The sequence below is a fragment of the Gimesia sp. genome, assembly GCF_048262075.1.
Taxonomy (GTDB): domain Bacteria; phylum Planctomycetota; class Planctomycetia; order Planctomycetales; family Planctomycetaceae; genus Gimesia.
Genome location: NZ_JBLXFK010000003.1, coordinates 204,551 through 219,356 on the forward strand (window position 1 = coordinate 204,551; position 14,806 = coordinate 219,356).

Consider the following 14,806-nt stretch of genomic DNA (forward strand, 5'->3'; position numbering starts at 1 on the left):
TAATACACAATCGATAAATTCAAAATGATAGACCGTTAGAGATGGTCGTTTAAATCTGCAAGGAGATCAAATGCAAGAAGTTCATGAACGTGTTTTTGTAACAAATGAAGAATCATGCCAATCTGGCTCGGCTGAATTTGCAGTGATACATGCATGCAAGACCCCATGTCATCAACTCGCAGTCGGGTATAAGGGAAGTTTGCCAAATACTCATCCGAACTATTTGGTTTTGGAACGGGAATATGATTTATACCTAAATATTATTGACCCTCCTGTGCCACTGTTTAAGCCTGACTTGTTTAGCAGCTTTATGACATTTGCAAATAAGCATTGGACTGAACAGAGAACAATTATTATTCACTGTAATCAGGGACAGTCCAGAGCACCATCTCTTGCATTATTGTTTCTCGCTAAATGCTTATGCGTAATCAACAATGACTCTTATCATACGGCTCGGGTTGAGTTTGAGGCAATCTACCCTATCTATAGGCCGGGGAATGGTATTGAAACTTACTTCGAAAAGAACTGGGGAAAGTTAGGAGGTGCTTTTTAACAAGAACTAGCATTGAAGCAACCACTTCAGAGGAATATTGGATGCGGTCTAGTTACTCCCAAAGTCCCAGCACCTGACATTGCCTTTGGCAACTCCACGAATTGATGAAGATTGCCGCTCTCAATGCCAAACATCTTCCAGCAAATCAACGTGTGCGATGTATTGAATAGAAGATTGAGCGAGGCGATGAAATAACCAGAAAAGTAACGTGTTACCAAGATAGCAAGTATGATCCTTCCAAATAATACAGAACGTCGCTTCATCTACAACGGGCTGTGTACTTGAATCTGATTTGGCATCTCCATCAAACTCCAAGTTACTTATCAAGATGGAAATATCTTCTTCCATCTGAGCAACGAGAGCTGCATGTGAGGCTGTCATAGATCTTAATGATTCCTGGAGTAGTTGTTTCTCTCTGTTCGTGAGCATTGGTCAATCTTCATAGCGTAATTCTAAATAGCTGAAAATTGAAAGAGGTGATAAACAGATTTTACTATAGGAATTGGACGATTGATTCAAAAATGTGAAGCTATTTACCCTTCAAGTTGATTGGGCAATTTCTGGCATCTCACAAGAATGCAATGATTGCCTTAGAAATTACCTTATAAATCAAAAAATTATCATGGGATTTAAGACCAGGCAGTTGCTCCTGACGCGATCGTCCCAATTGTTGCTTCAACAAAATCTTGAAGTATCCGTTCCTGTTCCAACCGACGTTGATTTTTCAGGCAATACTCAAATGCTTCCGCTTCCTGCTCGGTCAAATTGACGGGTAAGTCTGGCTTGGTCGGGTTTCCATTGACAACAGCGGCTTTATTCCTGTGGAGTGTCTCCAGATCCATCATGATACTTCGCACATGCGGGAAGATATTTCGTAAACATGATAAAATTAGAAAGCCCTCCACATCGATATCTCCCCAATAAAGTAACTGATTCTGATTCAGCCAACTCAACTCTTCCAGTCGCGTGACCGCGTTTCCTTCACCTCGAATGGCCAACCCACGTGGAAACGAAGGTAGTGTCAGCAGATTCAAGTTATTTTCAACGATAAATACGCAGGTGTTTCTAGCATCCAAGGCCGCCAGATAGCGCAACGGTAGCGAGAACTCATCAAATGGCAGATTCAATTCTTCAGATAACCCGGCATCAAGTAACCGCAGGGAGTGGTGTGTCTGACCATCTCGAAAGCCAAATCGACGTATCAATCTTGTCTCATTCACATTGATCGCGGACGCTGGTAGAAGTTTATCCAGCCATTGCTTTAAAATTGATTCATGCCGTTCCACAAATTTGGTGTCTATGGGAACCGGCAATTGTCGAATATAACAATCCGGCATGGGATGTGTGATGAGATACTGAGAAACTTGAATCAATCCGTCAACTGAGTCTGCCAGCTTCGCCAATTTCGACACTTCAGAGAGAAGCCAGTCCTCTAACTGAGGAAAGGCGAGACGCACCTTTTCGGCAACTGTTTGCGTATTGTTAAAATCTGCTCGTTTTTTTGCCAGACGAAGAAAATCATCGAGCGTATCGACAGTAATCGCAGTGGGAACTAGATTTGTACCGAGATCACGTTTCCGTATCTTCTCTCGATGCACGGTATAACCCCAACCACGCTGGTTTTTTGAATGCGAGAGCAATAACTCATGGGCAGCAAACGTCTCTTTAGTTTTTTGTGGGTCCAGCTTAAGTCGGACTCTCACCCGATAGGGGAAAAAGTTTTCAGTTTCCCCACATACCCAACTCTTTAAAAAACGAGGATAAGCCTTGATGACTTTATCTGCAATCTGATCAGGCGAAACTAATGGCATTAATTCCCTCCCTCTTCTACTTTGGACTCGGAGAATTTCGGGAACGGCTCTTAGGGGAGTCTTTTTGGACCTCATTTTGATATTCTTGTGCTGTCATACTGAGCAATTTTGAGCGGCTGGTGACCGCATCCTTGACTACAGATAAATAGCGATCCACAAATGGTTCGGTCACGCGGGCTTTGGCATCCAGCGGGGCTACGATCAGAAGCTGTAGTCCGAACTGGTCGAAGAGTTTAAGGGCATATTCTGCATTCTGATCATCAACTTTGGAAAACATTTCATCCACAACCACGAACTGAAACCGACCGGGAGTATTTCCGTCGGGATCTATATCAAGCTGGTAGGCTAATGCGGCAACCAGGATCGTGAAGGCGAGTTTGGCCTTTTCCCCACCAGACTGACCAGAACTGCCATCATAGCTGCTACGGGTTTCTCCTGTTTCAATGACAATTTCTTCTGCAACAAAATTATACCAGTTTCGGACATCGATTACTTTTTTTCTCCAGCTCAACATTTCTTTGTCAGACAGTCGCTGAACCAGGGATTGAATACGTAGAAACCGGGCTTCATTAGCTTCGGGAGTCTGTTCCAGTGATTCGTCGAGGCATTCTCGCAATGAACGCTTAAAATCCTCGATCTCGCGATCATTGACGTGCGACGGTTTTAATCGCATATATGTTGCCGGAGAGTAATTCACTTTCTTCAGTGCACTGTTCAGCTGATGGATTTTCTCTTCAATCTGCTTTTGCTCAGTCCGCAGTTCTGTGTTGAATAATGCAATTTCCTGGCTGACCTGATCATTTAACTTGTCTTTAAACTGCCTCTCGTATCGAGGTAAATCTTCCTCATGCACCTGCTCCAGCAATCCCAGGAAACTCTCTAACGATTCAATCCTGGCATCGAGATCGTCTGCCTCTTCCTTAAATTCTCGCAAGTATTTCGACATTACCTCAATCAGTTTTTCTTTGATTCGATCAAGGGGCTCTCTCAGCTTGTCAATTGTTTTCTGAGTTTTCTCTTTCCAGTCCAGCATACGGCTTTCCAGATTGTCGATTGCCAGGGTATCCGCCTTGAGCGAGTCAGCAATCTCCGGAAAATATTTCTCATGTAGCTGGTAATTTCCATTCTCATGCTGTTTCTTGATGTCAGCATTCGTATTTTCCAGCAGTGTCCTAACACGTGTAATACTATCCTCTAGCTTGGCATGCTGACCTAATTTTTCATCCCGCTCTGCACTGAGAGAATGTTCCTGTTCCTTCGCCTGCTCTAATTGATACTTGAGAACCTGTACTGTATTGTTTGATGTTTCCAGTTTCTTCTTTTCTGCTTTCAGAGTGTCAATCGCTGTCTGGTGACGTGCAATGTCGATCTGGTCGAAATCCGTAATTTTCAATACAAACTCTGCAGCCTGGCTGATCGATTGTAACTCCTCAAGCTGATCTTCCAGCGAATTCATCTGATTCTGTAAAGCTTCGTATTCCGCATTCAGTTCCTGAATGTGCCGCAAGACATACTTTTTCTTTTCAGCGTTATTCCAGCCCAATACAAAAAAGCGGGGATCGGTGGTCCGGTCTCGGTCATCTTTCTGGTGTCGCTTCCGATTGAATTTCACATGGCAGTTGGCCGTCAGAGCGTTTCGTGAAACCTGATCAAATTCGTCAACGCTGTCACAGCACTGAAAATTGTAACGCTGCTGAACTTCTTCTTTCACCCAGGGGGTGAGAGGGTGTTTTGGTTTTAATTGTAATTTGTGGTAAAGCGAACTGGCAGGAATTCGATCCCCACTGCCTTCAGCCACATTACCGACACAGAGATAGTCCAGACGCAATCCTGCGCCTTTAGCGTCAGTCAGTTTCTGCTTTTCAATGTAAGCCCTCACGCGAGTGTAATAACGCTCTGGTACCAACAAGCTGAGAGCAAACGGGCGCAGTACCATTTCAATGGCTGCTGTCCAAGAACGCTGATCGGGATCGACGGCGATTAACTCGGCTGCATAAGGCAATTCACTCTCGTTCAAGTTCAGATCTGTACAGAGCCGGCTGCGAATTGTGGTAAACCGAGGTGGTAAATTACTGCGCTGCTGTTGTAATGCCTCCAGTTCGGCGCGTTCTTCATTTAGCTGCTTTTCAACGGCTGATTTTTCCCCAATGGCAGTTTCGCGTTGTTCTTTCAGCGCACCTAACTTGGGAAGATTTGTTGACAGCAGCACCCGCAATTTGACTTCAGCCTGTTGAAACTGCTCTCGATCCCAGACTTCTTCAAGCACCCCACACTGTTTGAGAGAATTGTGATACTGATGAAAATGAGGCGTTTTCGTCTTCAGAAACACCCTTTCATTATCGATCAGTTCAGGAATTCTTCGTAACCGTTCGCCTCCAGCCTGATCAATGTCGTTTTTTAAATTCCGCACCGTTTCTCTGGTCTGCTCCAGTTCCAGAGTGAGTCGTTCTAGAATGGTTTTCTGAGTAACTTCCTTTTTCTCAAGCAATTCCAACTCCGGTTCAATCACTTGAAGTTTTAATACAGGAAAACAGGATTGAGAGGCTGCATACAGAAGTTGAAGCTGCTCGAGTTTCTCTGCTTTAAAACGGTACTTTTTTCCAATAGATGCAACCGGAACCAGAAGTTCCTGGGCTCTTTGCGCACGAATCAGTTCATGATGTGCATTACTCAAGTCATCAAAATGCTTCAGGAGCCCCTGGATTTTGTCCTGCCAGTTGGCTGCTTCCAGCATGTGGGATCTGATAAATGTATTCAGACTTTGAATATCTTTCACTGCGACTGTCTGGTTGAACATGTTGATAGCTTTGCTTCTCATCCCCGTCTGCTTAATGAGCCATCGTTGGTATTCGCCATAAGAACGCGTTGTCTGGTAACCACACTGTTTAAGATGTTCGCGAACTTCGTCCGACTTCTGAAGTCCTTGTAGATCGGCCTTCAATTCATGTACCGCGGTGGAGAAAGCAAATACGCGGTCATCAGAGCCGTCTGATTTCAAATACAGGATTTGAGTTAAAGTGAAGGAACGATCCAGTTGCTCGTCCTTAAAGACAGCTGAGATCGCCGTCAGCATATTTCCCTTTGGCCGGAGATAACGAGTTAAATTTCCCTGTAAATCATCAGTCGTACGGTCGTAGGCCCCTTTGATATAGCTTTTGGCAGTACGTTCCGTTTTCCTGGCACCGGCTGCCACATTGTAATTCCGGGTTTTCCCATCCACCAATAATGTGAGGATGGCATCCACGAGTGTTGATTTTCCCGATCCGTTGTGCCCGACCAGCAGCGCAGTCCGCCCCTGTGGCTCAAAGCAGAATACATTTCCATCTGAACTGTCAAAGGTTCCCCAGTTGAAGACCTCCAACTTTTGCAGCCGATAACCAGGACGATCAGGACGCATGTCGAATAAGTGCTGCATAGAAGTCTAGTCCTCTTTGCTTTCGGTCGCAGTGAGTTGATCCCGCAGACGTTCCAGTTCTTCGATGGGAATCCGCGCTTTCAATAACTTACGGACTTCCCATGAATCTGGTTCATCCTTAATACTGCCTACAAATTTGATATTTGCAAGTTGTTTCATGGCGGCAAGTAACTGCTTGCGTAATGTGACTTCATCCGATGCAGATGGAAAACAGGGTTTCCATAATTCGAAGAGAGAGTCTACCTCGACAACACAGCGTTCGTTGTCGAGATCTTCCTCTTCAAATTTCCGGTATTCCTCACGTAAGAGAACACATAGCAAGGTCATATTATATGTCAGGGGCGTTTTTCTGAATAAACGCGGTAGTCGATCATAACCTCCGGTGCGTTCATCGTCACTAAACTGACGGAGGTAGGCGATACCTTCTGTTCGGTCAATCACTAACGACAAGCCGATCTCACAGAAATAATCCGTTAAGTCTGATTCATGACTCAATAAAAGCGACCAGTGTTCCTCTTGTTCCTCATAGATTACGCCCTGCAGTAGCTGCACTGCTACTATTCCCCGTTCGCGGAATTCCGGTAATTCATTCATCGACGGCACTCCCCGAGAGACGCCCTATTTTCTCTATCTCAGAAAGAAAAACAACTTGCGGAATCTCATAGTCCTGGGTCCCAGACTCTGATGTGATTCTGACCAGATCGAAGTCGTTTTCATGGACCTCATGCCCGCCGTCATAGGCAAGTTGAATATATCCGAGTATTTCAAGCGGGCCGTTTTCAGGAGGAAAAGCATTCAGTAAATCAGGCAGTGGTACACGATCTTTAAACTCGATTTGACTGTTAATATTGGCTCGCATGTCGTCCCAGTCAAGCCGCTGCAGTTCGGCGAGTCTTTGAAAAACATTTAGTCGTTCAACGTCATCAGGTTCTTCCTGTTTGATTTCTATCGCCTCAAACTCGACTGGCGTCTGCCAGAAAGGACGCTCCATTCCGTTATACAGATCCAGTTCCGTAAAGACATTCATGGATAATTCAGAGGGAGATTCCGACTGACGCACTGCTGACGCATGGATTTCCCTTAGAACAGTTGCCAGACGCAGGCGTGTTGTGCTGATGCGTGAATCCAACAGACGTCGGAGGGTGGAATTCAGGCGTCGCGTCGTTTGCTGAACCCTCGAAGCTTCTTTTGAGAGGTTGCCAATCATACCTTTGACACGAGATTTTCCCTCAGTTTGAGAGGCAAGCTCATCCAATTCGTCTAACTGTCGGATGATCTTTTCTAGTTCATCTTGCTGAGACTGTGATAGCAGCATTTTAAAAAATGCCTGGAAACTGGCGCCCTGATCTTCTTCCTTAAGTCGATCCTCGGCTGCCAGCGCAGACCCTAATATCTGCCCACGAGAGTCAACTGCCTCCGATTGCTGTTTCTGAACATTTCGAGTGATGGATTTGAAAGATTCTTCGACGGCTCGAAAATCGCCCTGCAAGGAAATCAAATCGGCGATCACATCCGAAAAACGTTCGCGAATGGCGGTCGAACTATGAGTTGAGACGATATCGCCCGCCTCGATGGACAGAATTTCTTCATCAATGCGATCTCGTTCTGATCGCAAGTGATCAAGTCGCCGTTCCCGGTCAGCAGAACCTCGAATCACAATGTCAGATAAAGTTTCAATGATGCGGGTCAGGCGGGATTCTGTGCCAATAAAACCCAGTGAATGATCCATGACATCGGTAAGAAACTTCAGGACGTCTTCAGAATGCGGTGTCAGTTGAAATACGGATTCCGCATGTTGTGAGTCAAAATAGCGTCTCAACCAACGCGTCTCTCCGGTAGACCATTGAGCGAGATAGACGTCAGCCTGATCACGCATGAGCTCGGGTTCTGTTTCGTGAATCTGTTCCAGATAACTCTTCAAACTTTGCACAAGCATGGAATGTGGAGTTGCCAGATTACTTTCCACCTTAAAGTGCTGATTCAGAAAATAAATGACATAAGCGGCGTGAGTTGCGCGTAGCAACTTCGCAGAAGGGTTGGTTGAAAAAAATGTGATCAAATGGTCCAGATCCATTACTGCTGTTCCTAGCTGCTTAAACCTTCATTTTATATATCTACCTTAATGTACACTTTGCTAAGACGAAATGGCACAAGAGAGTTTCAAAAAACGTCAACGAGACGAGTATTTCGATGGATTCCATAAAATGGATAAGAGCTAAGGGTAGTAATGGTTTAGACTGTTGCATCGTAAGTCGATGCCAGTTTTCAATCTGGAATTTCAAAACATAATGGTATGTAGGTCTAAACTCGAATTGCTCTTTACTAATTACCTCACCTAAACATAACGATATAAACCAGTTGCAATACTATTTTCAGTTGTAGATTGAAACGCGGGCCAGGGAACAGTTTCAATTCAGACTCTCCATTCTTTTAACGGTTACCTAACGGATGCGATTCGAGATTTCACACAAGATCGAGGAACGTCATTTAATCCTCTTTGTATTGAGGCAGGTTCGCAGAACCAGACACTACCAGTAGATTTGAAAGACAGCGTGTTGACTTATGTCGCTTCGCACTTGAGCGAAGCTGGTAACTTCGTAACTCAGACTGGTGAAGAGCTGAAGCGATCTTGGCATGCTGTCGAGCTTTCACTCTTGGCAGCCGCTGGTATCAATGACCAGAAGAGTATCACACTCTATTCCAGTTGTTGTATTCCATGTGGTGATGGTGCAATCATTGTTGATGGTGATGAATGTGGTAAAGCAATTTCTGGTTGTATTTGCGGTAGTATTTGCTGCTGCTTCGCTTGTAACTGTATGTGAATCAATATTGGCACAAAGAATTACCTAAATTTTGGGCAAAAACGTGTTATAATAAATAGGATTATATGCCGCGTGTTAGCATTCAGGTGGAGCGGTTTTTCGGGGTACTCAACACGCGGCATATGATCTATTGGACTGAACCGCAGGGGCGTTTTCGACTATGGGGATTGAATGACCGCAGGGTGAAAACAGCGTTCTGTTTTTTCTGTGATTGCGGACGTTTTTTCCCGACGAACTCGTTCGCTCGTGTTTCGTGACAAGTAGCCAGGACAGGTTGTAGTTGCGAGGACGGTTGTGCGGGGACTCCCGGAGGCGGTGCCCGCTACCGGCGCAGACCTCGACCGAAACACTCCGCGAAAAGAGATCGAAACAACGAACAGATTCTCTTCCTGAGAGTTCATGATGTGTCACAGACCTCCCAGAGTTCGGAAGCCGGCAGCGAGGCACGTACCGCAATGGGAGCAGGAAGTCGCTCCCAGCGGGAGGGCAGTTCCTGCGACCTGTGGAGCGCGGCCTGGCCACAGGATGGACAGATTGCAGGCAACTCCCCCGCCACCGGGGAATCTTCAAGGGAATGTTTTTCGGTCGGAGACGCCGCTCCTTCCAGCAGTTCGCGGCACAGCGCGGTCTTTTCTGTCCGGAAGCGGTTGGCCAGAAAACCGTAATGCCGAATCCGCATCAGTCCGTCCGGAAGCACGTGCTGCAGGAACCGGCGGAGAAACTCTGTGGCGGCGAGCGTCATGGTCCGCTTCCGACTGCCTTGGGCATAGTCTTTATAGCGAAACGTGACCTGGCCGTCTGCGACGTTCAACAGCCGGCTGTTCGAGATCGCCACGCGGTGCGTGTAACGTGCCAGGTATTTGAGTACCGACTCGGGGCCGCCGAACGGCGGCCGGGCATACACGACCCATTCGGTCTGCACGGACCGGTTGAGAAGACGCTTGAAGTCCGCAGAATCGGCGGCGGAAGCCAGCCGCCCGGGGAATTCCAGTTTCCCCGCAGCAAATGCCTGCTTGAGCAGATCCAGAAACTTGCCGCGAAACAGCCGACTGAGTACGCGCACGGGCAGGAAGAAATCGGCCCGTCCCGCGACCCAGCGTGTGCGGTCGGGCGCCAGTCCGCCGGAAGGGACCACGCAATGCAGATGGGGATGCGGCATCAGGGTTTGTCCCCAGGTATGCAACACGGCCAGGAACCCGATCTCCGCCCCCAGGTGCCTGGGATCGGCGGCGACTTCCAGTAACGTCTGGCTGGCCGCGCGGAACAGCATCCCGTACATCAGCCGCGGGTTGGCAAGCGTCAGGTCCACCAGCAGGTTCGGCAGCGTGAACACCACGTGGAAGTAGGGCACGGGCAGTAGTTCGGTTGCCCTCCGCTGCATCCACTGTGCACAGGCAGAACCCTGGCACTTGGGGCAGTGGCGATTCCGGCAGGAATTGTAACTGATCTGTCGATGGTCGCAGGAGCGGCACGTTTCCACATGCCCGCCCAGAACCGCAGTCCGGCAGTTCTGCAGCGCCCGCATGACGCGGCGCTGGGCGACGGACGTGGTGTATCGCTTCAGATACTCCATTCCGTACTGCCGCACGACGTCAGCGAGTTCCCACCGGGGACGCGTCATGAGTCCTCCTGTAGCGTGTCTGTCTGGTCCTGCTCGTGGAGCAGTTCCAGTGGACTGCGGGTGCGGCCGATCAGGTGCGTGGAAACGTGCGTGTAGATCGCGGTGGTCCGCAGGCTGGCATGGCCCAGAAGTTCCTGGATGACCCGCAGTTCCGTGCCGGCTTCCAGCAGATGCGTGGCGAAACTATGGCGGAGTATGTGTGGCGTGACGGCTTTGTCCAGGCCGGCTTCACTGCGTGCGTCCCGGCAGACCCGTTGTACCGTTCCCACAGTGATTGGTTTGATCCGTGAAGGACCGAGAAACAGCCAGTCGACCGGACGGGCGGCCCACCAGTAGTACCGCAGCATTTGCAGTAACAGAGGTGAGAGCAGCGTATAACGATCTTTTTTTCCCTTCCCCTGCACGATGCGGATCACCATCCGCTGGCTGTCGATGTCACAGATCCGTAAACGCACTGCCTCGGAAATCCGCAATCCTGACGCATAGGCCGTCATCAGGATGGTGCGGTGCTTGAAGGAGTGCACCGCCTGAAAGAAACGGCGCACCTCGTCAAAACTCAGCACCTCCGGTAAATGCCGCTCGGGCCGGGGGCAGCGAATGTCGTGCACGATCTCTCCGCGATGGAGCGTGTTCCGATACAGGAACCGCAGCGAGGCCAGCACCTGCTTGTAGGTTCCCCAGGCGACTTGCCGGTCCTGGACCAGGTACAGCAGGTAAGTTCGGATGGCCTCCGGTCCCAGGGCTTCCGGGCTTTTACCGAAGTGCCGGGCAAAACGGGACACGTTGTCGACATAAAGAATGATCGTTTTCGGGGACAGGTTCCGTAGTTCCATATCCTCGATCATGCGCTGCCGGAGTGGAGTCATCACTGGACCTTTCGTGAAACAGAGATTTCAGAGACCGGGAAGGTACTGAAACTATGCCTCACAAAAGGCGGAAGCGCAAATCGGAATATTCGGAACAGGCCGTACAGACGGACCGGGGTGCCTACCTGTACTTTGCAGTCCGGGGGTACGAGCCCTCAGCGGAGCGATCAATCACGGCTGCCGGTCCCAAGCCTACCGCGAAGCGGTTTAGTTCAATACTAAGGATAGGGAGTGTTAGCTATTGTTGAGAAAATGAAAGCTAATAGTCCCCGGCTGAATGCTCGTTATCATCGGGTTTACCAGCTGGTTATTCTCAAAAACAATCACTCCGTTTCTGGAAGTGGGCTATCGATATCGACGGCCTTAGTACAGCGATTCAATCGGCGTTTAAGTTCTAGTCTGATTTTTTTGGTACTTTCTAATTTTCGATCCAACACAGTACTATCGAGCGCTTTCCCTTCCAAAAATTCTGTAAACGCTTCGTCAATTTTTTTTACCTTCTGATTGAGGCGTCCTTTGTATCTGGCTTTCAAACCACATTCTAGGAAAGTAAACATCTTCAACATTGTCGCAAATCTTTCGTACCCCCATTTCTTTCTTTCCTTGCTGTTTTTGTCCAACCAACCGTTAAGATGTTTTTTATGACCATACAACAGATGATGTTTTGCAATATCATATAGCTTCAGATCTTGATCTGCGAGAAGATACCAGGGAACGAAAAGAGTGACTCCCGATCCAGCAAAAACATCCTGTCTATACTGAGAATATCCAACTGGATTTGAATGCATTGGCAATGGTAGATAAGGGGTAGTTAATGTCTCCAGGCTCCAATCGTAATAAAACCGTGTGTATTCTGCATAAAACGGTCTTTGATTTGTTGGGACGGGAGTCGAGTCATTTATCATGTCCATAGTTGGAATATCTGGAAAGTTGCCTCGCAATTCAATCTGATCCCGCCACTCACAAATAAACTCCGACTTTCGAAGCTGGAATTCTGGACTCGTTACTAGCCAGCCTGCATAGCCTCTTTGCCGCTCCAGAGCTTGTAGCTTATACCTTTCCTGTTCTTTGAAATACCTTTCGATCATTAGATCAGAGCAGCCATAGCTTTTCATATCCTCAATAGTTGCTTCTTGTATTTTCTGATTGACTCGTTCCTGTTCCTCTTGGAATTTAATTGCAGCCTCACTCAATGGAGGAAAATACTCTTGGAGTAGGGGATAATGGAAAGGCTGTTTTAAATAGAGCCCCATACCAGCAATCTCATTCAAATCATACTCAAACTTGAGATCTTCTTTAGACCAGAGACCAGGAAGATGTTTTTTGATAGCTTTGATAAGGCCAGTTGGTAAAGAGTAAACGGTATCATCATCTAAGCAAAGCTGTTTAGGATAGCGATTTTTTAACTCTTCCCATGCTATAATATTTTCTACTGTGTTAACAGATTTTTGAGCCACGTAATATCTCCTTTGACTAAACTGCTAAAGTATAAAGGAAAAAGAACGGAATCTAATAGTTTAATCAGTATTCATAATCACAGAACCCTATTTACATCAAAATGAGGGAAACGAATTCCAAAACGTTTCCCTCGATTATATTCCATGTGCTTGCGATAGTTTTACCAGATCAAATAATTCCTTTTTAATTATCTGGTAAGTTTGATGCATACTGATAAACACAGCGATCGCGACAAGACGCACGAAACTGACGAAAGTCAGATAATAGATTCCCCTGACACCCAGGAAGCGACCATTCAAAAGTCTCAGTCAAATGGTCGATCAATGGTCAGATCGGCACTCATGGGAGGCCACACGCATGAAACCGGTGTCGGAGTCAACGTCCATATATGGGAACGAAATGGCAAAAAAATAGCGCGCGGCCGCTATGAAAAAAGGGCATTTGGAGAAACGCTCGGAGCAGATCCACAGGAAGCCAAATCAAAGCTGATACAACTGTTGCATAAGCTTGAATCAGGATCGTTTGTGCATCCTAGTGAAGCGCGAAAGCAGATATTAAAAACAAAAAAAATCCCCAATCTGATCCTACGCGAGCTAATGAATCGATTTTTGTCCGAAAAACGGAAACTCCGTGGAAAAACAACTGCTAACACCTATCTGAATCGACTTACCCCCGTACTGGATTTTGTAGAATTAATTCGATCCCGTAAAAAGTGGCCCACAGCGCAATCTCTCGATAGGGATTTTGCTATTGAGTTACGCGAATTTCTGATAAACCGTCAGGTAACAAGAAATGGTAGTGCAAATGCTTCCACAAAACCGATGTCCTTACGGCAAATTCAAAATTGCCTGGAGACACTAAGAATGGCTCTCAAATGGGCATGTAGAGCTGATGTACGCAATCTTCCACCAGAATTTGTCAATCCGATCTCCCCGGACATTATCGGAAGTACGCCCCCAAAAGACCCTCTTCGAAAGAGTAAAATTCCCCTTAATCGTAGGATTGAACTTTTAAATGCTATGGATGACTGGCAATTCATGTCACTATGCATACTTTTAGTTTTACCGATCCGTTTTGAAGACGTCTCTGGTCTAATCATCAGCGATGTGGACTTCGAAAAACAGCAGATTCGGTTTGGCAGCCGATTTAGTGGTTCTGATTTTAACAAAGGAAAAGTCACTGTTGAGATTCCTTTACCGAAAGAACTCATGCCTCTATTACGAATGTCTCAATGTGGGCGGAGTGAAGGACCATTTTTTCTGAACCGGAAATATGGCAAAAGAAAACTTTCAAACAAGCACTTGTTTAATACAGCCTCTGAGTTGAAACGACGATTCCAGGAAAAATTGTTGAAAGCTCCTAAGGGAACAGTTCAAAATGAACAGGATCAAAAACAGACGTTTCGCGACCTTCTTAAAGAATTAGGCGGTATCTCCAGTGCCTATATTGGAAAACAACTGCGTCAGGTGATAGGAAAAGATGAGTCAAGTAGACCTTATGACCTCCGCGGTTCGATTACACAGGAGATGAAAGAGGCAGGGGTGTCATTTTTAGATTTACGGTACCTGACGGAGCATACTGTGAAAGATATTTTGAATGACTATACTGGACTGAATCCTGAGCAGGAGATAGTGAAGTATTACAACAAGATCAGTCCCCTCCTGGAAGCGATTAAGGCACGCACGGAACAACTTCATTTATCTGAAATAAGTACTTGTCAGAGTTGTTTTAATGCAGTACAAGATACATTACCTGAAGGTGGTCAGGATGTTTAAATTCGGTTGGTGCACCGCTGGTGCACAATTGGTGCAAACACCAAACAGCTGAATGAAGTGTGTGGTTGCAGAACCGATAAAACATCGAAGTAAGCAACTGTTTTATTTTCAATGAGTTACGCACCATTGGGTTTATTTTTGTCGCGTTGAAATCAGCTTTGAAACCACCAAAGCGGAGAGTCCCCCTCTCTCCGCTTATCAAACTGACCAAACGCGCTAAGTTGTTGATTTCAATGACTTGGCGTTGTTTTTTGCGCGACTTAATAAACCTCCTGGTGCACACATTGTGCACAGGAGGTTTTGATGAGACGACGCAAGAAGTCCTCACAGTGAAAGCGCGTTGGCCGCGTTTCGTACTATCTTCATCACGGTGCCTGGGTTCTTTACTACCTTGATGGAGACCTACCAAACCGGTTGCAAGTCGCTGACTCAGACGAGGAAGCCGAACAGATTGCGGCGCAAGTCAACACGCTATTAGCTTCGTC

10 protein-coding genes are annotated in these 14,806 nt (G+C 46.8%); 2 read left to right on the forward strand and 8 right to left on the reverse strand.

Translation table 11 applies throughout. From position 1 onward, the window contains the following. Positions 1-70: 70 nt before the first annotated feature. Positions 71-553: a hypothetical protein gene (locus ACN0YH_RS08280; protein WP_417379099.1), complete on the forward strand. Its 483-nt coding sequence runs from the start codon at positions 71-73 to the stop codon at positions 551-553. A gap of 120 nt (positions 554-673) precedes the next feature. On the opposite strand, the gene ACN0YH_RS08285 is transcribed toward ACN0YH_RS08280, so the two are convergent. The 8 genes from ACN0YH_RS08285 to ACN0YH_RS08320 all read right to left on the reverse strand — a co-directional run bounded on the left by ACN0YH_RS08285 (position 674) and on the right by ACN0YH_RS08320 (position 12,545). After that, positions 674-934, reverse strand: coding sequence for a hypothetical protein (locus tag ACN0YH_RS08285; RefSeq protein ID WP_417379100.1), 261 nt, complete (start codon positions 932-934; stop codon positions 674-676). Between the two features lie 248 nt (positions 935-1,182). Then, positions 1,183-2,364 carry a Wadjet anti-phage system protein JetD domain-containing protein gene (locus ACN0YH_RS08290; RefSeq protein WP_417379101.1) on the reverse strand — a complete coding sequence of 394 codons (1,182 nt, stop codon included), beginning with the start codon at positions 2,362-2,364 and terminating at the stop codon, positions 1,183-1,185. 16 nt (positions 2,365-2,380) lie between these two features. Next, positions 2,381-5,779, reverse strand: coding sequence for an ATP-binding protein (locus ACN0YH_RS08295; protein WP_417379102.1), 3,399 nt, complete (start codon positions 5,777-5,779; stop codon positions 2,381-2,383). Between the two features lie 6 nt (positions 5,780-5,785). Beyond that, the gene (locus tag ACN0YH_RS08300; protein ID WP_417379103.1) at positions 5,786-6,373 is read right to left on the reverse strand and encodes a DUF4194 domain-containing protein; all 588 of its coding nucleotides are present in this window, start codon (positions 6,371-6,373) and stop codon (positions 5,786-5,788) included. Next, the gene (locus ACN0YH_RS08305; protein WP_417379104.1) at positions 6,366-7,853 is read right to left on the reverse strand and encodes a DUF3375 family protein; all 1,488 of its coding nucleotides are present in this window, start codon (positions 7,851-7,853) and stop codon (positions 6,366-6,368) included. Before ACN0YH_RS08305 ends, ACN0YH_RS08300 begins: the two co-directional genes overlap by 8 nt. A gap of 1,145 nt (positions 7,854-8,998) precedes the next feature. Next, positions 8,999-10,222: an IS91 family transposase gene (locus ACN0YH_RS08310; RefSeq protein ID WP_145223941.1), complete on the reverse strand. Its 1,224-nt coding sequence runs from the start codon at positions 10,220-10,222 to the stop codon at positions 8,999-9,001. Next, complete coding sequence (locus ACN0YH_RS08315; protein ID WP_145223942.1) at positions 10,219-11,088, reverse strand: tyrosine-type recombinase/integrase; 870 nt, start codon at positions 11,086-11,088, stop codon at positions 10,219-10,221. The genes ACN0YH_RS08310 and ACN0YH_RS08315 overlap by 4 nt, the downstream gene beginning before the upstream one ends. A 323-nt stretch (positions 11,089-11,411) precedes the next feature. Continuing rightward, positions 11,412-12,545 (reverse strand): hypothetical protein, encoded by a 1,134-nt coding sequence (locus ACN0YH_RS08320; RefSeq protein ID WP_417379105.1) that lies wholly within the window; start codon positions 12,543-12,545, stop codon positions 11,412-11,414. A gap of 204 nt (positions 12,546-12,749) precedes the next feature. Between ACN0YH_RS08320 and ACN0YH_RS08325 the strand changes: the two genes are divergently transcribed. After that, complete coding sequence (locus ACN0YH_RS08325) at positions 12,750-14,321, forward strand: hypothetical protein (RefSeq protein WP_417379106.1); 1,572 nt, start codon at positions 12,750-12,752, stop codon at positions 14,319-14,321. Positions 14,322-14,806: the final 485 nt, after the last annotated feature.